Origin of the sequence: Mycobacterium sp. (assembly GCF_036273375.1) — a bacterium.
In the GTDB taxonomy this organism is placed as follows: Bacteria; Actinomycetota; Actinomycetes; order Mycobacteriales; family Mycobacteriaceae; genus Mycobacterium.
The window spans coordinates 1-24,767 of the sequence record NZ_DASUHS010000218.1 but is presented as its reverse complement, the minus strand read 5'-3'; the positions used below and the strand labels follow the sequence as shown (position 1 = coordinate 24,767).

Below are 24,767 nucleotides of genomic sequence, written 5' to 3'. Positions count from 1 at the left end.
CGCGCTCTTGGTCAACAGGTCAGCAGCATGCACCCCGCGACGGGCCCACCGCCGACGGAGACGACACCCACCTCGGGGCGACGCGACACCTGCCGCTCCCCCGCGTCACCGCGCAACTGCAGGCACCCTTCGTGCAGCGCCCAGTAGCCGTGCATCCGCCCCGCCGAAAGTTGGCCGCCGTAGGTGTTCAGCGGCAGGTGCCCGTCGCGGGCGATCCGCGCACCGCCCTCGACGAACGGGCCGCCCTCGCCGTCGCCGCAGACCCCGAGCGCTTCCAGCCACGCCAGGGTGAGGTAGGTGAATCCGTCGTACAACTGAGCGACTTGGAGGTCGGCGGGCTTCAACGTTGTGCGCGACCACATCTGCGCCGCGGCATCCGACATCGCCATCTTCGGGTAGTCCGCGCGGTGAAACCACCCGCCGGCTCCGTCGGACCCGCCGATCGCCTCCACCTTCACCGCGCGGTGCGGGCAGTCGGCGGCGTGCTCCGCGTGCGACACCACCACCGCGATCGAGCCGTCGATCGGGACGTCGCAGTCCAGCAGCCCGAGTGGGGTGGACACCAGCCGCGCGCCCAGGTAGTCACCCATCGTCATCGGATCCCGGTACACCGCACGGGGATTCAACGCCGCGTTGCGCCTGCCGTTGAGCGCGATCCAGCCCAGCTGTTCTTTGCTGGTCCCGTACAGGTCCATGTGGCGACGGCAGTTGAGCGCCAGCCAGTTGGCGGCCGAATAGGCATGTGCCGCAACCAGATCGTTGACGTCGTCCATCGCACCGACGGTGGGCTTCGGCTCACCTTCGGGTGTCTCGAACATCCGCGCCAGCGGCGGCGCCGGCGCATTCTCTTCCTGCTTGACCGGGACCGTTCCACCGAGCATTTGTATCGTCCGGTACACCACCACGTGGCGGGCGCGCCGTTCGGCGACCGCGCGGCAGGCCGACATCACCGGCGAAAGCAGGCCGCCGGTGCCGAAGCCCGACCCACAGTCCGCGGCCTCGATGCGCAGCTGGGCGTTGACGTCCGCCGCGGGTGTGTCACCCAGGGTGGCGATGCCATCGATATCGGTCGGGATCAGCCCGGCGTCCTCGATGGCGCCGCGCACCGCCTCCATGGTGAGCTCCAGGCCCGGGATGCCGGTGCGGCGGCCGATTCGTGAGATCCCGATTCCGGACAAGATCGCGTCTTTTTCGAAATGCGTCATGTACACCGCCCGTCAGACCACACCGCATCGTCGCATCGAATCAATTGAGTGTACTGTATTCGTCGTGTCAGACGGGCCGCTGCTCATCGAGTACTGCGACGACTGCGCGCGCTGGGTACATCCGGCCAGCGGCCAATGCCGCGAGTGCGGAAGCACACTGGACGCACGAGAAGTTTCCGGGCGGGGCACCGTGTTCACCTATACGGTCAACCACCACCCGTACAACCCGGAGATCCCCACCCCGTACGTCATTGCCATCGTCGAGCTTGCCGAACAGAGCGGGCTGCGGGTCGCCGCCAATATCGTTGACTGCGAGCCGGATTCGGTGAGCTGCGGCATGCCCGTCGCTCTGCGACCGGAACGCGGCGGCGGCGGCGCGGCGCAGTTCGCGCCGGCCTGACCCCCGCGGACTAGTTGATCAGCGGGTCACGCGGCATGCCGAGAATCCGCTCGGCGATCTGATTGCGCGTCACTTCCGACGTGCCGCCGGCGATCGCCATGCCGCGGGCCCCCATCATCAGCCGGCCGGCCAGGGCGCCGGGACCGTCGGTCAGCGCGACCTCCGGACCCAGCAGCGCACCCATGATCGCGGCGCCCTCCACCATGTGCTCGGCCAGCTTGAGCTTGGTGACGTTGCCCTCCGGGCCGGGACCCGCGCCTTCGACGCTGCGCGCGGCGCGCCGCAGGTTCAGCAACCGCAGCGCGGTTTCCTCGGCCAGATACAGCCCCACTCGAACTCGCCCGCCCGCCAACCGATCCGGGCGCTGCTCGGTGAGCTGCAGGAGTTGGTCGGCCAGCCCCTCGTAGAATGATCCGCTGCCGCCGATGCTGACCCGCTCGTTGCCCAGCGTTGCGCGCGCGACGGTCCACCCGGAGTTGGGCGTCCCGACGACGTCCTCGTCGGGAACGAATAGGTCGTTGAAGAAGACCTCGTTGAAGTCCGAGCCGCCGGTGATCTGCCGCAACGGGCGCACCTCGACCTCGGGCGCCTTCATGTCGACGATCACCGTGGTGATGCCGGCGTGCTTCGGGGCGTCGGGGTCGGTACGCACCGTGGCGAGGCCGCGCGCGCAGTAGTGCGCCCCACTGGTCCACACCTTCTGGCCGTTGATCTTCCAGCCGCCGTCCACCCGGGTGGCGCGCGTCTTGATGGACGCGGCGTCCGAGCCGGCGTCAGGCTCGGAGAAAAGCTGGCACCAAATCTCGTCCTTGCGCAGCGCCTTCTCCACGAATCGTTCGATCTGCCAAGGCGTTCCGTGCTGGATCAGCGTCAGGATCACCCAGCCGGTGATCCCGTAGTCGGGCCGCTTGATGCCGGCCGCACGGAACTCCTCCTCGATCACGAGCTGCGCGACGGCGTCGGCCGCGCGTCCCCACGGCTTGGGCCAGTGCGGCATCACGTAGCCGGTTTCGATCAACTTGTCGCGCTGGGCCTCTTTACCCAGGGTGGCGATCTCGGCGGCGTCGGCGCGGATGTCGGTGCGCAGTTCTTCGGCTTCCGGCGGCAGGTCGAGGCTGTTCTCGCGGGCGGCGCCGGCGGCGGTGCGCTCGAAAACGTCGGTGGCCGGCGCGTCGCCGCCGAACAGTGCCGCGCTCACCACCGCCCGGCGCAGATGCAGATGCGCGTCGTGTTCCCAAGTGAAGCCGATGCCGCCGTGCACCTGGATGTTGAGTTCGGCATTGCGGACATAGGCCGGGAAGGCCAGTGCCCCGGCCACCGCGGCGACCAGCCGGAATTGCTCCTCGTCCTCGGCCGCCGCGCGGGCGGCGTCCCAGACCGCCGCGATCCCGGACTCCGCGCCCACCAACATGTTCGCGCAGTGATGCTTGACCGCCTGAAAAGTGGCGATGGTGCGCCCGAATTGCTGGCGCACCTTTGCGTAGTCGACGGCGGTGTCGACGCAGTCCGACGCCCCGCCCACCGCCTCGGCGGCCAGCAACGTGCGGGCGCGCGCCAACGCCGATTCACGTGCCCCCGTGAGGACGTCGTCATCGGACACCCGCACGTTCTGCAGGCGGACGCGTCCGGATCGGCGCGTCGGATCGAAGTTCTCCGGCACCTCGACCGAAACACCCTCGCGGCCACGTTCGACCACCAGCACGTCGTCTCCCGCGGCGATCAGCAGCAGCTCGGCCAGCCCGGCGCCCAGGACGATACCGGCCTCACCGTCGACAACGCCGTCATTGACCCGCAGCTGGCCGTCCAGCCCGACGCCCGCGGTGACGGTTCCATCGATCAGGCCGGACAGCAGCCGCGACTTCTGTTCGGCGGTACCATCTTTGGCGATCACCGCGGACGCGATCACGGTGGGTACGAAGGGCCCGGGCGCTACCGCGCGACCGAGTTCCTCGATCACCACGACAAGTTCGGGCAACCCGAATCCCGAGCCGCCGTATTCCTCGTCGACGTGCAGGCCGAGCCATCCCAGCTCGACCAGGTTCTGCCAGAACCCGGGGCGTGGCTCGTCGGAGGCGTCGAGCAGCGATCGCGCCGCCCAGCGCGCCTTCTGCGAGGTCAAGAACCCGCGGGCTACCGCGGCGAGTTCACGATGGTCGTCGGTTATTGCGATACCCATGAGGGCCCTCCTCGCGCCGCGTGCCAGCCGGGTTCGATTGTCCCGCTCCCCGCGGACCGCCGGGCGATCCGCATCGTCGGGGCTGAAGCTGGGTGGCCTGCCCCGCTTCGAGGGGAAGCGGGGCGGCTGCCTAAAGAGTGTACTTAATGCGGGAAGGGCCCCAACCGGGGGCGTCTACTTGGGCGCGAACCGCTGCCCGGCGTCCAGTCGCAGGCATTGGCCGTTGAGCATCGGGTTGTCGACGATGGCGGCGGCCAGCTTCGCGTACTCCTCGGGACGGCCGAGGCGCTTGGGGAACGCCGCGTCCTTGGTCAGCTGCGTGGCGAACTCGTCGGGGATGCCCTGGGTCAATCCCGTGGCGAACAGGCTCGGGGCGATTCCCAGCACCCGGATGCCCACCGAGCCCAGGTCGCGGGCCATCGTCAGGCACATCCCGGCGATCCCGGCCTTGGCGGCGGTGTAGGCGACCTGCCCGATCTGGCCCTCGAAGGCCGCGATGGAGGCGGTGTTGATGATGACGCCGCGTTCCCCGGTATCGGGGTCTTCGGGCTCGTTCTTGGCCATGTGCGCGGCGGCCAGCCGGCTGATGTTGAAGGTGGCGATCAGGTTCAGGTCGATCACGGACTGGAAGGATTCGAGGTCGTGCGGACCCGATTTGGTCAGCGTTCGCTTGGCGATACCGCCTCCCGCGGTGGTGATCACGACATGCAGCCCGCCGAGCTTGTCGACCGCGGCTTGCAACGTCTCCTCGGTGCCGGTGAAGTCGGTGACGTCAACCGGGTAGAAGGTACCCCCGACGCCCTCGGCAACGGTCTTACCGTCGGAGCCCTCGCGGTCGAGGATGGCAACATCCGCACCGCGTTCGTGCAGCAGCTCGGCGCTGGCACGACCCATTCCCGATGCGCCGCCGATGACGACGACCTTCTTCCCGCTGATCTCCATCCGGACGTCTCCTTTGTGGTTGTCAGAAGCCCTGCGATCTGTAACGTTACGTAGGCACGCTAGCGTGTCGGCTCTTCAGGCCTGTCACCGAGCCATGCCAAGCTGGCAACCGTGCTCCTGCTCGATGTGGCAACGGCGTCTGACGACGTCGGGAGCACGTCGTCGCGGCTGACCAAAGTCGCCCGCATCGCCGACCTGCTGACCCATGCCGCACCCGATGCCGCGGTGGTCGCCATCGTCGTGTCGTGGCTTTCCGGTGAGTTGCGTCAGCGCCAGATCGGCGTCGGGTGGGCGGCGCTGCGCTCTCGACCGCCGGCGGCCTCCCACGCATCGCTGACCGTCGCCGGCGTCGATGCCACCCTCTCCGACATCGGCGCCGTGTCGGGCAAGGGCGCCCAGGCGCGCCGCGCCGCGTTCCTGAGCACCCTGTTCGCCGCCGCCAGCGACACCGAGCAGACTTTTCTGTTGCGGCTCCTCGGCGGCGAACTACGCCAGGGTGCACTGGCCGGGATCATGGCTGACGCCGTGGCGAAGGCCGCAGGCATCCCGGCCGCCGCGGTGCAGCGCGCCGCGATGCTGGGCGGGGACCTGCCGGCAGTGGCGGCGGCAACCCTCTCCGGTCCGTTGTCCGTCTCATCCTCAGCGCTGGACGCGTTCACCCTGCGGGTCGGCCGGCCGGTTGGCCCGATGCTGGCGCAGACCGCGACCAGCGTGGCCGATGCGATTGAACGCCACGGGGGGCGGGCGATTTTCGAAGCCAAGCTGGACGGGGCGCGGGTACAGATTCACCGCGCCGGTGACGAGGTCACCGTCTACACCAGAAGCCTGGACGACGTCACCGCCCGGCTGCCCGAGGTGGTGGAGGCGACGCTGGCACTGCCGGTCGACAACCTCATCGCCGACGGCGAGGCCATCGCGCTGCGACCCGACAACCGGCCGCATCGCTTTCAGGTCACCGCCTCACGATTCGGCCGCTCCGTCGACATCGCCGCGGCCCTTGCCACGCAACGGCTTTCGGTGTTCTTCTTCGACATCCTGCATCGGGACGGCGTCGATCTGCTCGACGCGCCCGCCACCGAGAGGCTGGCCGCCCTCGACGCATTGGTGCCGCCGGCGCAGCGGGTCGATCGGCTGCTCACCGCCGACCCGGCGGAGGCGGGCGCCTTCCTGGACGCGACTCTGGCCGCCGGTCACGAGGGTGTGATGGCCAAGGCGCCCGACGCGCCGTACCAGGCGGGCCGCCGCGGAGCCGGCTGGCTGAAGGTCAAGCCGGTGCACACACTGGATCTGGTGGTCCTCGCGGTGGAGTGGGGATCGGGGCGCCGCCGCGGCAAACTCTCCAATATCCACCTGGGCGCGCGCGACCCGGCCAGCGACGAATTCATCATGGTGGGAAAGACTTTCAAGGGCATGACCGACGCCATGCTGGACTGGCAGACCGCCCGGTTCAGCGAACTCGCCATCGGCGGAACGGACGATTACGTCGTCCAAGTGCGGCCCGAGCAGGTGGTCGAAATCGCGCTTGATGGCGTGCAGAAGTCGTCGCGCTACCCCGGCGGACTGGCGCTGCGGTTCGCCCGCGTGGTGCGCTATCGCGACGACAAGAGCCCCACCGAAGCCGACACGATCGACGCCGTTCGCGCGCTGTACTGAACCCGGCTTTCTGGACAGGCGCAGTTAATGCTGCGCGCGTAGGGTTTCCGCCGTGGCAGTCAAAGAGCACGACGAAGACGTCAGCTACATCCATACCGACGAAGACCTGCCACCCGTCGCCATCATCGACCGCTCCCCTATCACCGCGCGACACAAGATCGTGTTCGCGGTCATTGCGGTGCTCGGCGCCGTCGCCTGGGCGGTCATCGCGTTCGCCCGGGGTGAGACGGTCAACGCGGTGTGGATTGTCGTCGCGGCGATCTGCACCTACCTGATCGGATTCCGGTTCTATGCCCGGCTGATCGAATTGAAGATCGTCCGGCCGCGCGACGATCGCGCCACTCCCGCCGAAATTTTCGACGACGGCACCGACTACGTGCCGACCGACCGTCGGGTGCTGTTCGGCCATCACTTCGCCGCCATCGCCGGGGCCGGTCCGCTCGTCGGTCCGGTGCTGGCCACCCAGATGGGCTATCTGCCCTGCAGCATCTGGATCATCTTCGGCGCAGTATTCGCCGGCGCCGTGCAGGACTATCTGGTCCTGTGGATCTCCACCCGGCGGCGCGGACGTTCGCTCGGCCAGATGGCCCGCGACGAGCTAGGTGCGACCGGCGGGGCTGCCGCGATGGTCGGCATCCTCGTCATCATGGTGATGGTCCTCGCGGTGCTGGCACTGGTGGTCGTGCGAGGACTCGCCCAGAGCCCCTGGGGCGTGTTCTCCATTGCCATGACTATCCCGATCGCCATCTTCATGGGCTGCTACCTGCGGTTCCTGCGTCCCGGGCGAGTAGGTGAAGTTTCACTCATCGGTTTCGCGTTGCTGATGCTCGCCGTGGTCTCCGGCAACTGGGTCAGCGAAACCTCTTGGGGCGCATCCTGGTTGAACTTGTCGGCGGTCACGGTCTCCTGGCTGATCATCAGCTACGGCTTCGTGGCGTCGGCGCTGCCGGTGTGGCTGCTGCTGGCACCGCGTGACTACCTGTCGACGTTCATGAAGGTCGGCGCCATCGCGCTGCTCGCGCTCGGTATCTTCCTCGCGCATCCACCCATCCAGGCGCCGGCGGTCTCGCGGTTCGCCCACAGCGGCGACGGGCCGGTGTTCCCCGGCTCCCTGTTTCCCTTCCTGTTCATCACGATCGCGTGTGGCGCGCTGTCCGGATTTCACGCGCTGATCTCGTCGGGGACGACGCCCAAGCTGCTGGAGAAGGAAAGCCAGATGCGCTTCATCGGCTACGGCGGCATGCTGACCGAGTCGTTCGTCGCCGTCATGGCGCTGGTCAGTGCGGCCATCCTCGACCAGCACGTGTACTTCGCGCTCAACGCCCCGGCCGCGCAGACCGGCGGCACCGCTGCCACCGCGGCGCACTACGTCAACGGCCTCGGGTTGTCGGGCGGCCCGGCGACCGCGGACCAACTGAACCAGGCCGCCGCCGGCGTCGGAGAAAAGTCGATCGTGTCGCGCACCGGCGGCGCCCCGACGCTGGCGGTGGGCATGTCCGAGGTGTTGAACCGGGCCTTCGGCGGCGCCGGTCTCAAGGCGTTCTGGTACCACTTCGCGATCATGTTCGAGGCGCTGTTCATCCTGACCGCCGTCGACGCAGGCACCAGGGTCGCTCGGTTCATGCTCTCCGACGCGCTGGGCAACCTGGGCGGGCCGCTGGCCAAGCTGCAAAACCCGAGTTGGCGTCCGGGCGTTTGGGGTTGCAGTTTGGCCGTGGTGGCCGCGTGGGGCGGCATCCTGCTGATGGGCGTGAGCGACCCACTCGGCGGAATCAACACGCTGTTCCCGCTGTTCGGTATCGCCAACCAGCTGCTCGCGGCGATCGCGCTGACCGTCATCACCGTGATCGTCGTCAAGAAGGACCTGCTGAAATGGGCTTGGGTTCCCGGGGTGCCGTTGCTGGGGGATCTGGTGGTCACGCTGACCGCGTCGTGGCAGAAAATCTTCTCCGCGGATTCCGCCGTCGGCTATTGGACGCAGCACTCGAAGTACCTGGCGGCCAAGCAAGCGGGCAAGACGGCGTTCGGTTCGGCCAAGAATGCGCATCAGCTCGACGAGGTCATCAGGAACACCTTCATCCAGGGCACGCTGTCGATCCTGTTCGCGGTGGCCGTCGTCATCGTGGTGATCGCCGGGGTCGTGGTCGCGCTCGGGGCAATTCGCGGTCCGGCCAGTAAGTTGAGCCGACCCTTGACGGAGGACGACCCGGTGCCGTCGAAGCGGTTCGCGCCCGCGGGCATGATTCCCACGGCCGCGGAGCGCGGGGTGCAGCGGCAATGGGACGAGCCGCCGACGTCGGCTGCTGGGATCGTTGGCGCTCAGGAGCGTTGACCGCTCGCTGTTCATACCTGCCGAAGTGCAGTAGCCAATCGCGCACAAATAGGTAGTCGACTACGCGTGCCAACGGGGGATCGCCGACCGTACGTTGAGTCCATCACCGGCCGACCTACCAGGTCAACGGGGCCGCAACGCGAAGAAGGTGGACGAAATGCTGGTCACGCCAACGGGACTCCGGACCGCATCCGATACCGTCAACGAGCCCATTGCGCAACCGTCCTCGGCGGCGCCCTCGGCAGAAGCGGCACCCGCAGAGGTGCTGATCACTACCCAGCAGGTCCTCTTCGGCACCGCCGTTGCCCAGGGGACGCGCCGCGCCCCGCTCGGCAGCCGGATCGCAGCCGCGCTGCGGCGGATGGCCGCGGATGCGAATCGGCCACGGCACCCATACCTGAGGCATTACGCCTACATCGAGGACGCCCGGATGGCACGCGAAATGGGAAGGCTGTGAACGCAATCATCAGCGTCGCCTGCACCGGGTTGATGATGCTGCTCGCAATGGGGACCTACAACCTGCAGTGGTGGCTCGAGCGCAACGACTACGAGCGCCATTTCGAGGACTGACCGACCGCGGAGGGCACGCCACGCGAAAAGGTCGTGCCGAAGTCTGCGGCGCGGTCCTAAACTTGCGCGATGAGAGTCGGTATCGACTTTGGCACCACCCACACCGTCGTCGCGGCCGTCGACCGAGGCAACTATCCCGTCGTCTCGTTCGAGGGCGTGGATGGGTGGCCGTCGCTGATCGCCGCCAGTGCCGCCGGGGAATTGCGCTTCGGCACGGAGGCCGCCGCCGTCCGCCATGAACCGGATTGGTCGGTGCTGCGCTCGTTCAAACGCTTACTCAACGACGCGGGACCCCGAACCGAGGTCACCCTGGCCGGCCGTGATTATCGCCTGGCCGACCTTCTCACCGGCTTTTTGGCCCAGCTGAAAGCCGATCTGCAGCGGCACTCGAACGTCGCCCCGGCCCCGGGCGAACCCATCGAAGCCGCGATCAGCGTGCCGGCCAACGCCTCGAGCGCCCAGCGCCTGCTGACCCTGGATGCCTACGTGGCGGCCGGTTTTCACGTCGTCGCGCTGCTCAACGAGCCGTCCGGCGCGAGCCTGGAATACGCCCACCGGTACCGATCCACCCTCACCGCCAAACGCGAATACGTCCTCATCTACGACCTGGGTGGCGGCACCTTCGACGCGTCGCTGCTGAAAATGACCGGGCACGCGAACGAGGTCGTCATCAGCGAGGGCATCCAGCACCTCGGGGGTGACGACTTCGACGAGGCGATCGTCGAGCTGGTGCTGGCCGGCGCGAACCTGGCCGGCCTCGACGCCGCCCAGCGCGACCTGCTCGCCGAGGAGTGCGCCACCCGCAAGGAGGGGGTCGGGCCGCAGACGCGCCGGTTCCTGGTGGACCTGTCCGCGGTCGACCGGCCCCCGTTCTCCTGCCCCATCGACGACGTCTACTCGGTGTGCGCACCGCTGGTCGACCAGACGATGCGGTTGCTCAATCGGGTCCTGCATGATCCGGCGCGGGGCCGCAAGGATGTGGACTGGTCGGAGGTGGCGGGCATCTACGTCGTCGGCGGGGCCGGGGGTTTTCCGCTGGTGTCCCGGATGCTGCGTAGCACCTTCGGCGAGAAGCGGGTGAAACGCTCCCCGCACCCCTTCGCCGCCACGGCCATCGGGCTTGCCGTTTTTCTGGACAAGGAGTCCGGTTTCGCGCTGTCCGAACGTTTCTCGAGAAATTTCGGCGTTTTCCGGGAGGCCGAGGCCGGCGCCGGGGTCGTCTTCGACCCGATCGTGTGCAAGGACGTTTCGCTTCCGGCCGACGGGCAATCCCCGCTAGTGGTGAAACGAAAATATCGAGCGGCACACAACATCGGGCACTTCCGGTTCGTGGAGTGCAGTCGCCTGGTCAACGGCCGGCCCGACGGCGACGTCACGCCGTATGACCCGGTGCTGTTCCCGTTCGACCCGGCCCTGCACGACCGCGACGACCTGGGGCGTCAGCCGGTCGGCCGTTGGATGGACGGTCCCGATGTCGAGGAGCGCTACGTGATCGCCTCTAGCGGTGCGGTGGAAGTGACGTTGACGACGCAGCCGGCCGGGTTTGAACGCACCTTCCGCCTCGAGCGGTGCGCGTCCGCGAGTTGACGAGCCATTCCGCGATGCGGCTATACGACGTGATGCGAACAACTTTCGCGGCACGGGAATTCACCGACGATCCGTTGCCCGACGACGTGCTGGAGCGCATCTTCGACAACGCCCGGTTCGCTCCCAGCGGCGGCAACAGGCAGGGTGCCCACGTCACCGTGGTGCGCGACGAAACGATCCGCCGCCAGCTGGCCGAACTCGGCAAGCCCGCCGCTCGCCGCTACTTCGCCCAGTTGCAGGCGGACGAAAACCCCTGGAATTCGATTCATTCCAGCGGCGTGTCGCAAGACGTCATCGACGCGACCGAGATCCCCGAAACCTTCGTCGCACCGATCGCCAAAGCGCCTGTGGTTCTTGTCGTTTCGGTGGACCTGGCGGTTGTCGCCGCCATCGATCAAAATCTGGACCGCGTGGGCATCGCGGGCGGAGCATCGGTCTACCCGTTGATCTGGAACATCTTGCTCGCCGCGCGTAGCGAGGGCTACGGCGGCACCATCACGACGATGGCCATTGCGGCCGAAGAACACGTCCGCCAATTGCTGGGCATTCCAGAAATGCACGCGGTGGCCGCGGTCGTGCCGCTCGGAAAACCGGTGCGGCAGCTGACCAAACTGCGCCGCCGGCCGGTCACAGAGTTCATTACTCGTGATCGGTTCGACGGTCCGGCCTTTGCCGGGTGAGCGGTCGACAAAGCCGATAACGTCGAACCATGACCGATTTCGATCTGGACGATTTGTCGACCCCCGAACACGGATACACCGTCGACGACCGGGATGATGAGGACCCGGTCCTGCTCGACCGCGAGGGCAAGCACATGGAGCACCTCAATCCGCGTAACGCGCGGGTGGTGGCGCTGGAGAAGCCAACCGAACGCGAACAGACTCACTGGTACTTCCAGCGCTACGTAAGCCACCTGCCGGCCGGGGGCGAGATCGTGTTGTTCGACCGATGAAGTGGTGGGCGAGCCGGATCCGCAGATCGTGGGCCGGGCGTTGACCGACTGAAGTGAAGGGAACGTTCATGTCCACATGGCTCATCACCGGGTGCTCGACTGGACTCGGTCGCGCGCTCGCTCAGGCCGTCATCGGCGCCGGCCATAACGCCGTCGTCACCGCGCGTGACGCCGCCGCGGTCACCGACCTTGCCGAGTCGGCACCCGAGCGTGTGCTCGCGGTCGCCCTCGACGTCACCGACCCGGCGCAGGTCGCCTCGGCCGTGCAGCAGGCACAGGAACGGTTCGACCGCGTCGACGTCCTGGTCAACAACGCCGGCTACGGCTATCGCGCCGCGGTGGAGGAAGGTGATGACGCCGAGGTCCGCGCGCTGTTCGAGACACACTTCTTCGGCACCGTCGCCATGATCAAGGCCGTACTCCCCGACATGCGGGCACGTCGCAGCGGCGCCATCGTGAACATCTCGTCGATCGGGGCCCAGCTGACCCCGGTGGGGTCGGGCTACTACTCGGCGGCCAAGGCCGCGATCGAAGGCATCAGCGGCGCCCTTCGCGGTGAGCTTGCCCCACTGGGCATTTCGGTGACCATCGTCGAGCCCGGCGCGTTTCGGACCGACTTCGCCGGACGTTCCCTGGTCCAATCGGCCACCGTCATCGAGGACTATGCCGCGACCGCCGGACAGCGTCGCAAGGAGAACGACACCATGCACGGCAATCAGCCCGGCGACCCCGCCAAGGCGGGCAACGCGATCATCGCGGCCGTCGAATCGCCTGAGCCGCCGGCGTTCTTGTTGCTCGGGCCCGACGCGCTGGCCGCCTACCGCTACAGAGCGGACGCGCGGGCGGCCGAGATCTCGCAGTGGGAAGAGCTGACCAGTAGCACCGACTTCGCCTGAGCCGTAGCCCTCCGGTCACACCGCGGCAGAACAGTGTCGAGTGCCCGCCCTTCAGCGACAACTCCACCACTCCCCGTCGGCGTTGTCGCTGAAAGGCGGGCAAACACTTCCCACCCGATACCGGGGGCTGGCGAGGCGCTTGTGACCAGAGAAAACGCAACCCGGCACCACTCACCGCCGACCGAGAACAGCTTCGCCAATTCGGAGAAGGCAGTTCTCCGCAGTCGAGAGACAGATTACGATCGCTGGTGACCTGTGCCGGTGCCACCGGACCGAGTCCCGCCGAACCACAACGATCGGAGTCCATCATCGACGCCTGGATTCTCGACGCGGTCCGCACGCCCCGCGGGCGCGGGCGCCCCGACGGCGGACTGCACGGCGTGCATCCGCAAGCCCTGCTCGCGCGGTGTTTCACCGCGCTGGCCGAGCGGGTTGGCTTCGATCCGGCCGACGTCGACGACGTGATCGCCGGCAACGGCATTCTCAGCGGAGACCATGGCGACGACATCGCGCGCCTGTCGGTGCTGCTGGCCGGCTGGCCCGAGAGCGTTCCCGGGATGACGCTGAGCCGATTCTGCGGGTCGGGCCAACAGGCGGTGACCGTTGCGGCGTCGGGCATTGCCGCGGGCAGCGAGGATCTGGTGATCGCCGGTGGCGTCGAGTCGATGTCGCGCTGGGACGTCACGGCGGGCGTCCCGACCATCGACGGCAGCAACCCGGATCTCCGCGCGTTGTATCCGACTGTTCCGCAGGGCATTTCGGCCGACCTCATCGCAACCCTGGAGGGCTTCAGCCGCGAGACGGTCGACGCCTACGCCGCGCAGAGCCAAAGCCGCGCCAGCGCGGCCATCGAGCAGGGACGCTTCGAACATTCGCTGGTCGACGTGCCGACACCGGACGGTTGCATCGAACGCGACGAGCATCCCCGCCCCGGCACCACCACCGAGTCGCTGGCCCATCTCAAACCGGCCTTCGCTTCGATGGGCGCCGCGTGTGCCGATGGTGAGCGGCGCACCTTCGACGAGATATGCCTGCAGCGCTATCCCGGCATCGACCGCATCGATCACGTGCACCATGCGGGCAATTCCTCCGGGGTCGTCGACGGCGCCGCCGCGGTGGCGCTGGCCTCCTCGAACTGGATGCACACCCATCGGGTGGCGCCGCGTGCGCAGATCCGGGCCACTGCGGCCCTCGGCAGCGAACCGATCATCATGCTCACCGCTCCCGGACCCGCGGCTCAACGATGCCTCGAGCGGGCCGGCATGACCGTGGCCGACATCGATCTTTGGGAGGTCAACGAGGCCTTCGCCGCCATCCCGCTCAAGACGATGCGCGATCTCGACATCGACCCGGAGGTGGTCAACGTCAATGGCGGTGCGATCGCGCTCGGGCACCCCATCGGCGCCACCGGAGCCATGCTGATCGGCACCGTGCTGGACGAGCTCGAACGTCGTGATCTGACAACGGGACTGGTGACCATGTGCACCGGCGGCGGGATGGGCACGGCAACGATCATCGAGCGGGTGTGACCATGCCCGAGACCGTGGAGTTTGAGCGGCCCCGCGACGGGGTCGTGCTTCTGCGGCTCAATCGCCCGCAGCGGCTCAACGCCATCAACGAGGCAATGCAGACCGAATTGCAAGCCGCGCTCAATGATTTGGCGGCCGACCTCGCGGTGCACGCCGTCGTGCTGACCGGTGCCGGACGCGGGTTCTGCGCGGGCATCGACATGCGTGACTTCGGGCCCTCGATGTTGGACGCGAGCGCGCCCGCACTGGACCGGATGCGCTTTCAGGAAAGGATGGCCGCCCTCGCCGAAGCGGTGCGAGCGTTGCCGCAGCCTGTCATCGCCGCCGTCAACGGCCCCTGCGTGGGGGCCGGGCTCGCGCTGTGCCTGGCCGCCGACATCCGAATCTGCTCGGCGGCAGCCTCTTTCGGTAATGCCGCCATCCTGCTCGGGCTCTCCGGCGCCGAGATGGGCATGAGTTACCACCTGCCACGCATCGTCGGCACCAGCGTTGCCGCCGACTGGATGCTCACCGGGCGCACCGTGTCGGCCACCGAGGCGGACCGGCGCGGTCTGGTCAGCGACGTCATCGAGCCGGATGGGTTGGCCGATCGCGCGGTGGAACTTGCGTCGCTGATCGCGAGCCATGCCCCGCTCGGCGCGCAACTGACCAAGCGCGCCCTTCAGGTCAACACCGACGCCGCGACCCTGGCGTCGGCGATGGAACTGGAAAACCGCAATCAGGTGATTTCCCACGCGACCGACGAGGCGGCCGAACGACGCAAGAAGTGGTCTTCATGACCGGCCCTGCGCGGCGTGCGCATCATCATGATGGGCGGATTGGGGCCGCACCGTTTTGCGGAATGCTGTTGGGAGATCTAGGCGCCGACATCATCCGCATCGATGCGCTGCCGGGTGTGGACGGCCCGCTGCCCGTCGACCACACGGTCCGCCGCAGCCAGCGTTCACTCGCCGCAGACGTCAAGCATCCGCGGGGCCGGGACCTTGTTCATCGGCTGGCCGCCGAGGCCGACGCCTTCGTCGACGTGTACCGGCCCGGGCGATCACACCCGCGCGGTGCTGCGCGGGCTCGGCCTGGACGCCGACGCCATCACCGCGCTCGAGGACGCCGGCGTGGTGGCCCAAAGCAGCTCAGAGTGACCAAACCAGAGAGGACGACGTATGTCGTGGGACTTCTCCACCGACCCGGAGTGGGCAGAACAACTGCAGTGGGTCGAAGGCTTCGTGCGCGGAGAGTGCGAGCCAATCGACCTGATTGTCAAGGAATCTCACGACCTCAATGACCCAGTGCGGCAGGCGCTGATCCCGCCGCTGCAGGAGATCGTGAAAAGGCGCGGGCTGTGGGCGACCCACCTGGGCCCGCACCTGGGCGGTCCGGGCTTTGGGCAGGTGAAGTTGGCGCTGCTCAACGAGATCCTGGGGCGCTCGGAGTGCGCGCCGATCGTCTTCGGCTCGCAGGCTCCCGATTCCGGCAATAGCGAAATTTTGGCGCACTACGGCACACCCGAGCTCAAGGAGCGCTACCTGGAGCCGCTGTTGGACAACCGCATCATTTCGTGTTTCTCGATGACCGAGCCGCAGGGCGGGGCCGACCCGAAGGTGTTTCGCACCACCGCGGTGCAAGACGGCGATCATTGGGTCATCAACGGGGAGAAGTGGTTTTCGTCGTTCGCCTCGATGGCGTCGTTCATCATCGTGATGGCGATGACCGATCCCGAGGCGCCGCCCTACGAGCGCTACTCGATGTTCGTCGTTCCCGGCGGCACCCCCGGCATCCACGTGCTGCGCGACGTCGGGTTGGGTTACCAGCCGACCGGCGGTGGGCGTGAGGGTTACGTCCGTTACGAAAACGTCCGCGTGCCGGCCGATCACATGTTGGGCCCGCGCGGCGGGGCCTTCGTCGTCGCGCAGACCCGCTTGGGCGGCGGGCGAATTCACCACGCGATGCGCACCGTGGGCCTGGTCCGCCGGATCTACGACATGATCTGCGAGCGGGCGGTGTCGCGCTACACGCAGGGGGAGGTGCTGGCCAACAAGCAACTCGTGCAGGAGATGGTCGCCGACTCGTGGATGGAGATCGAGGCGTTCCGGCTGCTGACCCTTCAAACAGCCTGGAAGATCGACCAATTCAACGACTACAAGGCAGTGCGGGCCGACATCTCGGCGGTGAAGGCGATGATGCAGAAGGTCCTGCATGACGTGTCGTCGCGCGCGCTTCAGGTGCACGGGTCGTTGGGCACCACCCACGAGATGCCGTTCGTGCAGTACCTGGTGGAGTCGTTCGTGCTCGGACTGGCCGATGGTCCGACCGAGGTGCACAAGGTCACGCTGGCGCGGCTGTTGCTGAAAGAGCGTGAACCCGCGCCCGACCTGTTTCCCACCGAACACCTGCTGCGGTTGCGCGCGGCCGCGGAGGCCAAGTTCGCCGCCAAGCTGGCGGGCATCCCCAGGGCTGGTCGCGAACCCGATCAAACGGCTGTGGTGACGCCGACGTAGGACAAGACCACGTCCGATTCGTCGGTCACCCGAGTCAGCACCGCATAGGAGCGGATGAACGACTGGCCCACGCATCCGTCGATCTTGACGTGGAAGTTGCTGATCATCACCCAGGGATTTGCACAGTTCCCGGCCACGTTGACGAACCCGATCGACGATGACGAAAACGGCTCGTCGAGCGACTGGGGCAGCGTCGGAATGGTTTGCGAAAACATTTCAGCCCACTGCGGCTGATTACGTACCCCGCTGATCCAGCATCGACCGGGCGCGCGCCAGCAACCTCGGCAAAGTGGCTGCCATGCCTTCCAATTCGGCTCGCGGCGAAGCTCGTCGGCGATTGTGCTTGACGATCAGCGACCAGGTCGCCGCCGACTTGAAGCACGCCAACGCCGTGAACCACGCCAAATAGGTGACCTCGCAACCTAACTCAGACCCGTACAGCTCCGCGAGCTCGTTGATCGGCGGCACCGAACCGTCGGGCGCGGCAACCCGCCGGTAGGTATTCGGGTCGCAGTTGATCAGGAACCAGCCTGCGTCGATGCGGGGGTCGCCTATCGACCAGATCTCCCAGTCGATGACCGCGTTGATATGCGATCCGGCTACGAGCAGGTTGCCCAGCCGGAAATCACCGTGCACCACGCGCGGCGTCATCGCGCTCGGTGCGCAACCCAGCAGCGCGTCGCGCACTTTCGGCCAGTCGGGCGCCAGCGCCGGGTCGACGGTCCGCAGCGTGTCGGCCCACCGGTGGACTTCGGCGACCGGGTCGACCGCCGGTTCATCGCCCAGCCCGAGGTCCGTTGGCGCGAGTCTGTGCAGCGCGGCCATGGCGCGGCACGCATTCCGATACCGATCGCCGAGACTCGGCACAGCCGCGCAATCGTCGAACAGCGGTTCCACACACTCACCTTCGACGTACGTCATCACGTAGAGCGGTGGCGTGCCGGGCGGATCCCCCGCGTCCTCCCACAGCACCGTCGGCACCGGAACACTGCTCTTCTCAAGCGCTTTGATGATACGAGCCTGGCGCAGCACGTCGCGATGCGCAACCGGTTCGACACCTGGCGGAGCGACTTTGATCACCACGCGTTGGCCATCCCTGGTCCCCGCGAAGGTGAGGCCGGATGCTCCCCCGGACAGCGCAGCAATGTCGGCGACGCCGGCGCCGTCGAGTCGCCTGCGCAGCTCGGTGTGATCTATCTCGGCCATTCAGCCCGCCGGCGCGGTCCAGCCGACCTCGGCGAGGAAAGGCTGGGTGTGTGCGATGCGCCCGGTCAGGGTCTTCGGGTCACCCGTGCACAACCGGAATGCCGTCTCGGTGATCAGCGCGATGTCCTCGGTGTCGGTCTTGGCCAGATCCAGGGTGCCGGCGCCGGGCGTGGCCACGGGATTGGACGGGGCGGCGGCGTTGACCGCGATTCCGTCGTCATACAGCTCGGCCGCAAGGCTTTTCGTCAATCGATTGAGTGCAGCCTTGGCCGTGCCGTAGATGCCGAAGCCGGCGGTCCGGTCGAACTCCGAGAAGGGTGGTCCGGGCGGCAGGTCGCCGCCCACTGAGGTCAGGTTCAAGATCCACCCGCGTCTACGCTCGCGCATCGCGGGTATTGCCAGCTGGCACAGCTGCAGCGGCCCGAGCACGTGCATCTCCATCATCAGCCGGGCCCGCCGTTCGGGAAACCCGTCGAGCGGCCGCAGGAACGTCACAGCGGCGTTGTTGACCAGGATGTCGGGTGCGCCGACCGCGTCGGCCACTTGGGCGAAAAGCCGTTCCCGGTCTTCGGATTGGGACAGATCGGCTTGGACGGCAATCGCTTTCCCGCCCGCGCCGACGATCTCGTCGCGGGTCTGGCTCAGCGAGCCCTGATACTTCGGATCGGGGTCCATCGTGCGGGCGGTCAACGCCACCGTGGCTCCGCGTTCGGCCAGCCGCGCGGCGATTGCCCGGCCCAGGCCCCGGCTGCTTCCGGTGACCAGAGCCACCATTCCGTCGCAGCGTTGTGCGCTCATCGTGAACCTCTCCGAACCCGTCCGTCGTTGGAAACGGCTTCTCCGTATCAGAGAATGCCATTATCGCGGGTCGAGGGGAAGCAGGGGCCCGACGCGCTTCGAGTCGGTCGTCAGCGCCGAAGTCGCGACGGGCGTGTCGTTCGGTGTAAAGCGTCGAGCGAGTAGGCGCCGCCGCCGGAGAAGACCAGCAGGAAAAAGGCGAAGCAGAAGAGGATCGCCAAAGCTCCGCCATTGCCTGCGGGTGGATCGGCGACGGGCCAGAGCGCCGTGGGTTGATGAATCGAGAAGTAAGCGACCGCCATCTCCCCGGAGGCCACGAACGCGGCCGCGCGGGTGAACAACCCGGCGGCGATGAGCAGGCCCGCGATGATTTCGATCAGCGCGGCATACCAACCGGGCCAGGATCCGAACTCGACGACAACCGGCGAGCGGACGGGCCAATCGAAAAGGCTCCTCGAACCGTACGCGGCAAAGAGCAGACCGTAGACGAGGCGAAACAAGCTCAGCACCGCCGGGGCGCGACGGGCCAGGCGACCGTCGAGACCTTTCATCACGCTCGCTAGGTTACGGTCGCGACCCAGGCGAGCAGGCGCCGCCACAGCCGATGCCGGCTCGATGCCATGTTGTGGCAGTGCGCGCTATCGGCAAGCACGACGGTGGTGATGTCGGGGCTGCTCCGGTAGAGGGCCGCCTCGGCGCGGGGATCCGGAGAGACGTCGACCACGCCGTAGCCGACGAACACCGGGATGTGGATCCGCGCCGCGTGCTCGGCGACGACGCCGGGGATCATCGCGGTGCCGAACACGCGGGGTACGACCGATTTGGCGGTGACGGAGTCGGCGGCGACGACATCGGCGGCCACGTCGGCGAGGTGAAACCAGCTCAGCAGGTGCTCACGTGGCCCCTCGAAATACGGCTGCGGAAGAGCGGACAGGATTTCGGCGGCAAGCTCGGCGCGGCCTTCGGGAGTGGCACAGCGCGCGATGGTCGCCGCATCCAGGTTCAGTGGCGCGACGTGTTGATTGGTGCAACCCAGCACCGCCAGCCCGGCGTAACCGGGAAACAGCGCTTGTTGAGTGATGGCGAGGTACCCGCCCAGCGAATGCGCCACGGCGACCGGCGGCGCGTGGATGCCGATCGAGTCGGGCAGCGCCTCGACGGCACGCGCCAGCGTGGCACCGATATCGCTGAAGTCGAAATCGCATGCGGGCTGCGAACTTTCGCCGGTGCCCAAGGGATCTATCGTCACGACGGGGTAGCCGTTCTCGGTGGCGAAGCCGGCAAAGCTGTACCCGTGATGGCCGGGGATGTCGAGGTCCCAGTATTCGCGGCTGTAGGTGCCGCCCGGTAGGCAGACCAGCACCGCGGGTGCCTGTTCGCCGCCGCGGGCAGGGTAGTACGTCGCCGCCAGTGACGCCCGTTCCCCGATCACCTCGCTGACGTCGAACTCCACGGGATGCGCGGCACGCGTCATACGGCGCAACCCTTCGTCAGTGAAGACGACGTCCATTCGACGCCCTGTCATGTAAATACGTACGTGTACCTGGATATGCAAGGAGGCGTTTTGACCTATCTCTTTCTCCTCGGCGCCATATTCGCAGAGGTGATAGCGACCAGCTTGCTGAAGAGCACCGAAGGCTTCACCCGACTGTGGCCGACGGTGGTGTGCCTGATCGGTTATGCCGTCTCCTTCGCGCTGCTGGCGGTGTCGATTTCGCGCGGTATGCAAACCGACGTCGCCTACGCGTTGTGGTCGGCGATCGGTACCGCCCTGATCGTGCTGATCGCCGTGGTGTTCCTGGGCTCGCCGATATCGATTTCGAAGGTCGTCGGTGTCGGGCTGATCATCGCTGGGGTGGTGACGCTGAATCTGACCGGCGCGCACTGACCGCAACCGGCGCCGCCGTGCACCCCGAACTATCCTGAATACCGCACGCAGCGGCAAGGTCTCGTCGGATCGCGCCACCACCGCCACCTGCCTGCAGCAGATCCGCCGGAAACGGGCTAGGGTGGGCGCTCACGCTGAGCGCAATTGGACGTCGCGCGGCCCCGCCGCAAGGATCAACGAAACGACGGCAGGAGAGATGTGACTCTACGCTTCCGCAGCCTTGCCCTGGCTCCGCTGACCATGGTGCTGGCGCTGCTGCTCGCTCCATCCGCCTCCGCCGACACCTACACAGACCAGCTGGTGAGCAGGTTCGACGCCCAGACGCACGTGGTGGTTGACCCAGGGGCCAGACCGCCGCTGCAGAATCCCGACGAGCTGAACCAGCAGATCCTCACCAGCTCGTGGACGTGGAGTTCGGGCCCCGCGGTCTGGGTGGCGGCGGTGTCACCCGCCCAAAGCGGTGTGACCACGGCCGACGCCGTTCATGCCGCCATGCTGAGCCGCAACGCCGCGTTCAGCGGGGTCATCCTGGTCATCGACTCCCGTGGCTACCACGTACGCGCCTACAACGTGCCCAAAACCATTGCGGACAACGTCGATCAATTCATGAATCAGTCGGCGAAAGATCACCGCAACGACCCGTACGCCGCGACGAGCGCCTTCGTCGGCAAGCTGGCGAGCGCCAACGCGGTCTCCCGCGGGCCGGTGACCACCTCTCCCGTCGCGCACGAAAAGCACGACGAGTGGGCCTGGCTGAAGGTGACGCTGGTCATAGTCGGCATCGCGCTGGCCATGGCAGGCCTGCTTTGGTTCGCCGTGCGCCGAAATCGCAGACACCGCAAGGACACCGAGGCGCGTGAGGAGATCAAGCAGGAGCTGATCGCGGCGGCTGCCAGCGTCAGTGACCTCGACAACGCGGTGCTGACCGATAGCAGCGCCGATGTCAGCGCCGAGTCGTTGAAAGCAAACTCCAGCCTGTACGACGCCCGAAAGGCTTACGAGAAAGGCGATTACGGCTCCGCGCGGGCGCATCTGCGAGTGGTGGAGTCCACGATCGCCAAAGCCAACCGCAAGCTGGACCCACGGCAACCCACTGCCGACGTTGCCGCCGTGACTTCGGTGCCGGCCGACGACCGCAAGCAGGCCACGGTGCGCACCAAGAACCCCGACACCGGTGAGTCGGTGACGATCAACAACAACAACTACAGCACCACTGCGCAGCCGGGCTACCCCTATTACTACGGCGGTGGCTACCACAACGGGATGTTCTTCTACCCCGGCTATTACCCGTACGCGTTTTGGGGTCCGGGCTGGACGTGGGCGCTGGCCGACGTGCTGTTGATGGATGCGCTACTGGATGACCATTGGGGCGGCAGCTACGAGCACGGCTTCGAGGCCGGCCGCGACTCCGCCTTCGCCGACGCCAACAGCGACGGCTATGACGGCGGACAGGGAGCCGGTTACGACAGCCCACCGGCAGGCGTGGGGTTCACGGGCGGCTACCAGGACTCCGGTGGCGCCGACATTGGATTCGCGGGCGGCGACGCCGCATACTCCGGCGGCGGCGATGTTGGCTTTGGCGGCGGGTGGGACTCCGGGGGCAGTTGGGATTCCAGCGGCTCCGATTTCGGTGGCGGATCGGACTTCGGCGGCGGGTCTGATTCCGGCGGTGGCGGCGACTTCGGATTTTGATCGTCCGGGATGTGATCAAGGACCAGCACCCGGAAAGCACTGCCGCCCGGTCGCAATCGTTGGGGTAGCGTTCTCCGCGAGCCTTCGGTAATCCCACGGCGAAGCAAGGACTGGAGAATGAGTTCGTCTTTATATGGCCTGCTGACCGCACTTTCCCTTGTCCTGGCCGTGGCGTTGGCCGCCGTCGCCGCGCTTTACGTAAATCGCTTGGCGCGCCGAACGACTGCTCCGGTCAGCGAAGAAATCGGGAGTGCCAAAGCGGTTTTGCATAAGGTACGCAAAGGCGAACCGATGTCGCAGGACGAGTTGGACTACGCGAAGCAAGTCGTTGGCGACCGTGGTTCGTTGATGACCCTCTGCATCCCGGGGGCTTTGTTCATGTTGGGCTGCTTCTTCGTCTTCGGCAGTCTGTACCACCTGCATGGGGCGACGCCCTCCGAGCGGACATTCCTCGGACTGATCCCCATGTTGACCTCGACGAACCTGGCCATTCAGATCCGCCGCAGCGCACGCTTGCGGCGGCGGCTGAAGAAAGTGTCCTGACGGAAGACAAGTCCGGGCATCCTGTGCGGTCACGAGCGGCCGGATGGACCGGCGAGTGTTCGGGTTGCGGTGTTCCTGACCTTTGCACCATGATGTGTCAATTGAGCACATGACCGTCTACTATTTGACGGGCAAGAGGGCGAGCGGGGGCACTAACACGATGTCCGTACCGGGTCGCGAGAGGTGAGCGAATGAGCCCTCGTTCAGTCGGGCGGACCGTCCTCTCGCGAATCTGGATGCCGTTGGTCGCCGTTGTTGCAATCGGTGTGGGTCTGCTGTGCATGTACAAAGTGCATCAGTTCTCCGAACCCGAGCCGGTCATCACCGTCAATGGTCCGCAGGCACCCGAGGAGTTCAATCTCAAACGAATCACCTATGAGGTGTTCGGCTCCGCCGGGCAAGGCGGGAAGCTCGTTTACGTCGACATCGACGGCCATCCGCATCAGGTTGATATCACGACCCTGCCGTGGTCCCACACGGAGACCACCACGCTCACGGTGGCATCCGGCAGCATCTCGGTGCATGTTCATGGCGGTCAGGTGGGTTGCCGGATGCTGGTGGACGGCATCATCCGCGACGAACAGACGGGCGACCATCAGGACGCCGACGTCCAGTGCAGGGTGAAGTCGGCATGAGCGAGCATCGCCTCGACGAGCCCCGGGTCAAACGTCCCTTCATCCCCAAGATGGTCCGCGCCCTCGCCATACCGATCATCTTCTTCTGGGGTCTTCTCGCGGTCACCACGAATACCTTTATGCCCCAAGTGGAACGCGTCGCGGAGGAACTCGCCGGGCCGATGGTCCCGCACTACGCACCCTCGCAGCGGGCGCTGCTGCACATCGGCGAGAAGTTCCACGAATCCAACTCGACCAACTTGACCATGGTCGTGTTCGAGGCGAACCGGCAACTGGGCGACCAGGATCACCGGTACTACGACGATTTGATGCACCGCCTCCAGAACGACACCAAGCACGTGCAATACGTGATGGATTTGTGGGGCAAGCCGTTCACCGCGGCCGGGGCGCAGAGCGTCGATGGCAAGTGCACCTATGTGCTGTTGCGTCTTGCCGGCGACATCGGCCAGATTCAGGCCAACCAGTCCGTGGACGCCGTGCGCGACATCATCAAGAAGGACACGCCTCCACCAGGCCTTAAGGTGTACGTCAGCGGCGCGGCACCGCTGGCGTCCGACACCCTCGCTATCGCCAATGCCAGCCTGAACAACGTCACGATCGTCACGATCATCCTCATCGTCGTGATGCTGTTGCTGGTGTACCGCACCCCAGCCACGCTGTTGGTGCCCTTGCTCGGCGTCCTCATCGAGATGCTTGTCGCGAAGGGCATTGTCTCGACCCTCGGGCATTACGGGTACATCGAACTCTCGTCGTTCGCGGTGAACATCGTCATCGCGTTGACCCTGGGGGCGGGAACGGATTACGGCATTTTCCTGATGGGCCGATATCACGAGGCGCGGCAGGCGGGGGAAAGCCGGGAGGACAGCTTCTACATCGCCTACAAGGGCGTAACGCCGATCATCATCGGCTCCGGGCTGACGATCGCCGGTGCCTGTTACTGCTTGACGTTCGCACGTCTGAACTACTTCCACACCATGGGGCCGGCGGTCGCGATCACCATGCTGTTCACCATCGCGGCGGCGATGACGCTGGGTCCGGCGGTCTTGACCGTCGGCAGCCTGTTCGGAATGTTCGACCCCAGAACCAGCGCCAAAGGGTATCTGTATCGGCGTATCGGTGCGAGCGTCGTGCGCTGGCCGGTGCCGATCCTAGTGGCCAGCTCCGCCGTCGTCATGCTCGGCGCGATCTTCGTGCCGACCTACCGGCAGAACTACGACGATCGGCAGTACCAGCCGGCCAATGCGCCCGCGAATCTTGGTTTTCAGGCT

23 protein-coding genes and 2 pseudogenes are annotated in these 24,767 nt (G+C 66.7%); 17 read left to right on the top strand and 8 right to left on the bottom strand.

Annotation, left to right across the window (positions count from 1 at the left end):
* Positions 1-11: 11 nt before the first annotated feature.
* On the bottom strand, positions 12-1,205 hold the full coding sequence (locus VFW69_RS19725; RefSeq protein ID WP_526503702.1) for a thiolase family protein: 1,194 nt from the start codon (positions 1,203-1,205) through the stop codon (positions 12-14).
* A 64-nt stretch (positions 1,206-1,269) separates the two neighbouring features.
* Here VFW69_RS19725 and VFW69_RS19720 point away from each other — a divergent pair, with 64 nt between their 5' ends.
* The gene (locus tag VFW69_RS19720) at positions 1,270-1,605 is read left to right on the top strand and encodes a Zn-ribbon domain-containing OB-fold protein (protein ID WP_526503700.1); all 336 of its coding nucleotides are present in this window, start codon (positions 1,270-1,272) and stop codon (positions 1,603-1,605) included.
* Positions 1,606-1,615: 10 nt separating this feature from the next.
* Here the strand turns inward: VFW69_RS19720 and VFW69_RS19715 are convergent, their stop codons facing one another.
* Positions 1,616-3,781: an acyl-CoA dehydrogenase family protein gene (locus VFW69_RS19715; RefSeq protein WP_526503699.1), complete on the bottom strand. Its 2,166-nt coding sequence runs from the start codon at positions 3,779-3,781 to the stop codon at positions 1,616-1,618.
* Between the two features lie 174 nt (positions 3,782-3,955).
* Positions 3,956-4,723 carry an SDR family NAD(P)-dependent oxidoreductase gene (locus tag VFW69_RS19710; protein ID WP_007772657.1) on the bottom strand — a complete coding sequence of 256 codons (768 nt, stop codon included), beginning with the start codon at positions 4,721-4,723 and terminating at the stop codon, positions 3,956-3,958.
* A 111-nt stretch (positions 4,724-4,834) separates the two neighbouring features.
* Between VFW69_RS19710 and VFW69_RS19705 the strand changes: the two genes are divergently transcribed.
* The 11 genes and pseudogenes from VFW69_RS19705 to VFW69_RS19655 all read left to right on the top strand — a co-directional run bounded on the left by VFW69_RS19705 (position 4,835) and on the right by VFW69_RS19655 (position 16,737).
* Positions 4,835-6,376, top strand: coding sequence for an ATP-dependent DNA ligase (locus tag VFW69_RS19705; protein WP_526503697.1), 1,542 nt, complete (start codon positions 4,835-4,837; stop codon positions 6,374-6,376).
* A gap of 52 nt (positions 6,377-6,428) precedes the next feature.
* The gene (locus tag VFW69_RS19700; RefSeq protein WP_526503695.1) at positions 6,429-8,708 is read left to right on the top strand and encodes a carbon starvation CstA family protein; all 2,280 of its coding nucleotides are present in this window, start codon (positions 6,429-6,431) and stop codon (positions 8,706-8,708) included.
* 157 nt (positions 8,709-8,865) lie between these two features.
* Positions 8,866-9,165 (top strand): hypothetical protein, encoded by a 300-nt coding sequence (locus VFW69_RS19695; protein WP_526503693.1) that lies wholly within the window; start codon positions 8,866-8,868, stop codon positions 9,163-9,165.
* Positions 9,166-9,347: 182 nt separating this feature from the next.
* Positions 9,348-10,865 (top strand): Hsp70 family protein, encoded by a 1,518-nt coding sequence (locus VFW69_RS19690; RefSeq protein ID WP_526503691.1) that lies wholly within the window; start codon positions 9,348-9,350, stop codon positions 10,863-10,865.
* A 14-nt stretch (positions 10,866-10,879) separates the two neighbouring features.
* Positions 10,880-11,545, top strand: coding sequence for a nitroreductase family protein (locus VFW69_RS19685; RefSeq protein ID WP_526503689.1), 666 nt, complete (start codon positions 10,880-10,882; stop codon positions 11,543-11,545).
* A gap of 29 nt (positions 11,546-11,574) precedes the next feature.
* Positions 11,575-11,814 (top strand): annotated as a pseudogene (locus tag VFW69_RS19680) (hypothetical protein); the annotation flags it as partial.
* A 71-nt stretch (positions 11,815-11,885) separates the two neighbouring features.
* Entirely contained in the window at positions 11,886-12,713 is an 828-nt protein-coding gene (locus VFW69_RS19675; protein ID WP_526503687.1) for an SDR family oxidoreductase, read from the top strand.
* Between the two features lie 320 nt (positions 12,714-13,033).
* A complete protein-coding gene (locus VFW69_RS19670) occupies positions 13,034-14,242 on the top strand; it encodes an acetyl-CoA C-acetyltransferase (protein ID WP_526503734.1) in 1,209 nt (402 codons plus the stop codon).
* Between the two features lie 2 nt (positions 14,243-14,244).
* Positions 14,245-15,021 (top strand): enoyl-CoA hydratase/isomerase family protein, encoded by a 777-nt coding sequence (locus VFW69_RS19665; RefSeq protein WP_526503685.1) that lies wholly within the window; start codon positions 14,245-14,247, stop codon positions 15,019-15,021.
* Positions 15,018-15,524, top strand: coding sequence for a CoA transferase (locus VFW69_RS19660; protein WP_526503683.1), 507 nt, complete (start codon positions 15,018-15,020; stop codon positions 15,522-15,524). The genes VFW69_RS19665 and VFW69_RS19660 overlap by 4 nt, the downstream gene beginning before the upstream one ends.
* Positions 15,445-16,737, top strand: coding sequence for an acyl-CoA dehydrogenase family protein (locus VFW69_RS19655; protein WP_526503732.1), 1,293 nt, complete (start codon positions 15,445-15,447; stop codon positions 16,735-16,737). Before VFW69_RS19660 ends, VFW69_RS19655 begins: the two co-directional genes overlap by 80 nt.
* Here the strand turns inward: VFW69_RS19655 and VFW69_RS19650 are convergent.
* The 5 genes and pseudogenes from VFW69_RS19650 to VFW69_RS19630 form a co-directional block, all read right to left on the bottom strand.
* Positions 16,710-16,856, bottom strand: a pseudogene (locus VFW69_RS19650) (MspA family porin); the annotation flags it as partial. The gene VFW69_RS19655 and the pseudogene VFW69_RS19650 overlap by 28 nt on opposite strands.
* A gap of 115 nt (positions 16,857-16,971) precedes the next feature.
* Entirely contained in the window at positions 16,972-17,943 is a 972-nt protein-coding gene (locus VFW69_RS19645) for a phosphotransferase family protein (protein WP_526503681.1), read from the bottom strand.
* Positions 17,944-18,741: an SDR family NAD(P)-dependent oxidoreductase gene (locus VFW69_RS19640; RefSeq protein WP_526503679.1), complete on the bottom strand. Its 798-nt coding sequence runs from the start codon at positions 18,739-18,741 to the stop codon at positions 17,944-17,946.
* Positions 18,742-18,851: 110 nt separating this feature from the next.
* Positions 18,852-19,295 (bottom strand): DoxX family protein, encoded by a 444-nt coding sequence (locus VFW69_RS19635; RefSeq protein WP_526503677.1) that lies wholly within the window; start codon positions 19,293-19,295, stop codon positions 18,852-18,854.
* A gap of 5 nt (positions 19,296-19,300) precedes the next feature.
* Complete coding sequence (locus VFW69_RS19630) at positions 19,301-20,215, bottom strand: alpha/beta hydrolase (protein ID WP_526503675.1); 915 nt, start codon at positions 20,213-20,215, stop codon at positions 19,301-19,303.
* A gap of 90 nt (positions 20,216-20,305) precedes the next feature.
* Here VFW69_RS19630 and VFW69_RS19625 point away from each other — a divergent pair, with 90 nt between their 5' ends.
* From VFW69_RS19625 to VFW69_RS19605, 5 genes are all read left to right on the top strand, one after another.
* Positions 20,306-20,629: a DMT family transporter gene (locus VFW69_RS19625; RefSeq protein ID WP_526503673.1), complete on the top strand. Its 324-nt coding sequence runs from the start codon at positions 20,306-20,308 to the stop codon at positions 20,627-20,629.
* A gap of 198 nt (positions 20,630-20,827) precedes the next feature.
* On the top strand, positions 20,828-22,321 hold the full coding sequence (locus VFW69_RS19620; protein WP_526503671.1) for a hypothetical protein: 1,494 nt from the start codon (positions 20,828-20,830) through the stop codon (positions 22,319-22,321).
* 117 nt (positions 22,322-22,438) lie between these two features.
* Entirely contained in the window at positions 22,439-22,864 is a 426-nt protein-coding gene (locus VFW69_RS19615) for a hypothetical protein (protein ID WP_526503669.1), read from the top strand.
* Positions 22,865-23,055: 191 nt separating this feature from the next.
* Positions 23,056-23,499: an MmpS family transport accessory protein gene (locus VFW69_RS19610; RefSeq protein ID WP_526503667.1), complete on the top strand. Its 444-nt coding sequence runs from the start codon at positions 23,056-23,058 to the stop codon at positions 23,497-23,499.
* Positions 23,496-24,767: MMPL family transporter (locus VFW69_RS19605; protein WP_526503665.1), on the top strand; the 1,272-nt coding region annotated here is incomplete at its 3' end. The genes VFW69_RS19610 and VFW69_RS19605, both read left to right, overlap by 4 nt.

Coding starts and splice junctions, on each gene's coding strand:
- VFW69_RS19660 (WP_526503683.1), top strand. CDS start 15,018: ATGACCGGCCCTGCGCGGCGTGCGCATCATCATGATGGGCGGATTGGG.
- VFW69_RS19715 (WP_526503699.1), bottom strand. CDS start 3,781: ATGGGTATCGCAATAACCGACGACCATCGTGAACTCGCCGCGGTAGCC.
- VFW69_RS19675 (WP_526503687.1), top strand. CDS start 11,886: ATGTCCACATGGCTCATCACCGGGTGCTCGACTGGACTCGGTCGCGCG.
- VFW69_RS19725 (WP_526503702.1), bottom strand. CDS start 1,205: ATGACGCATTTCGAAAAAGACGCGATCTTGTCCGGAATCGGGATCTCA.
- VFW69_RS19710 (WP_007772657.1), bottom strand. CDS start 4,723: ATGGAGATCAGCGGGAAGAAGGTCGTCGTCATCGGCGGCGCATCGGGA.
- VFW69_RS19690 (WP_526503691.1), top strand. CDS start 9,348: ATGAGAGTCGGTATCGACTTTGGCACCACCCACACCGTCGTCGCGGCC.
- VFW69_RS19610 (WP_526503667.1), top strand. CDS start 23,056: ATGAGCCCTCGTTCAGTCGGGCGGACCGTCCTCTCGCGAATCTGGATG.
- VFW69_RS19645 (WP_526503681.1), bottom strand. CDS start 17,943: ATGGCCGAGATAGATCACACCGAGCTGCGCAGGCGACTCGACGGCGCC.
- VFW69_RS19630 (WP_526503675.1), bottom strand. CDS start 20,215: ATGACGCGTGCCGCGCATCCCGTGGAGTTCGACGTCAGCGAGGTGATC.
- VFW69_RS19615 (WP_526503669.1), top strand. CDS start 22,439: ATGAGTTCGTCTTTATATGGCCTGCTGACCGCACTTTCCCTTGTCCTG.
- VFW69_RS19685 (WP_526503689.1), top strand. CDS start 10,880: ATGCGGCTATACGACGTGATGCGAACAACTTTCGCGGCACGGGAATTC.
- VFW69_RS19695 (WP_526503693.1), top strand. CDS start 8,866: ATGCTGGTCACGCCAACGGGACTCCGGACCGCATCCGATACCGTCAAC.
- VFW69_RS19665 (WP_526503685.1), top strand. CDS start 14,245: ATGCCCGAGACCGTGGAGTTTGAGCGGCCCCGCGACGGGGTCGTGCTT.
- VFW69_RS19640 (WP_526503679.1), bottom strand. CDS start 18,741: ATGAGCGCACAACGCTGCGACGGAATGGTGGCTCTGGTCACCGGAAGC.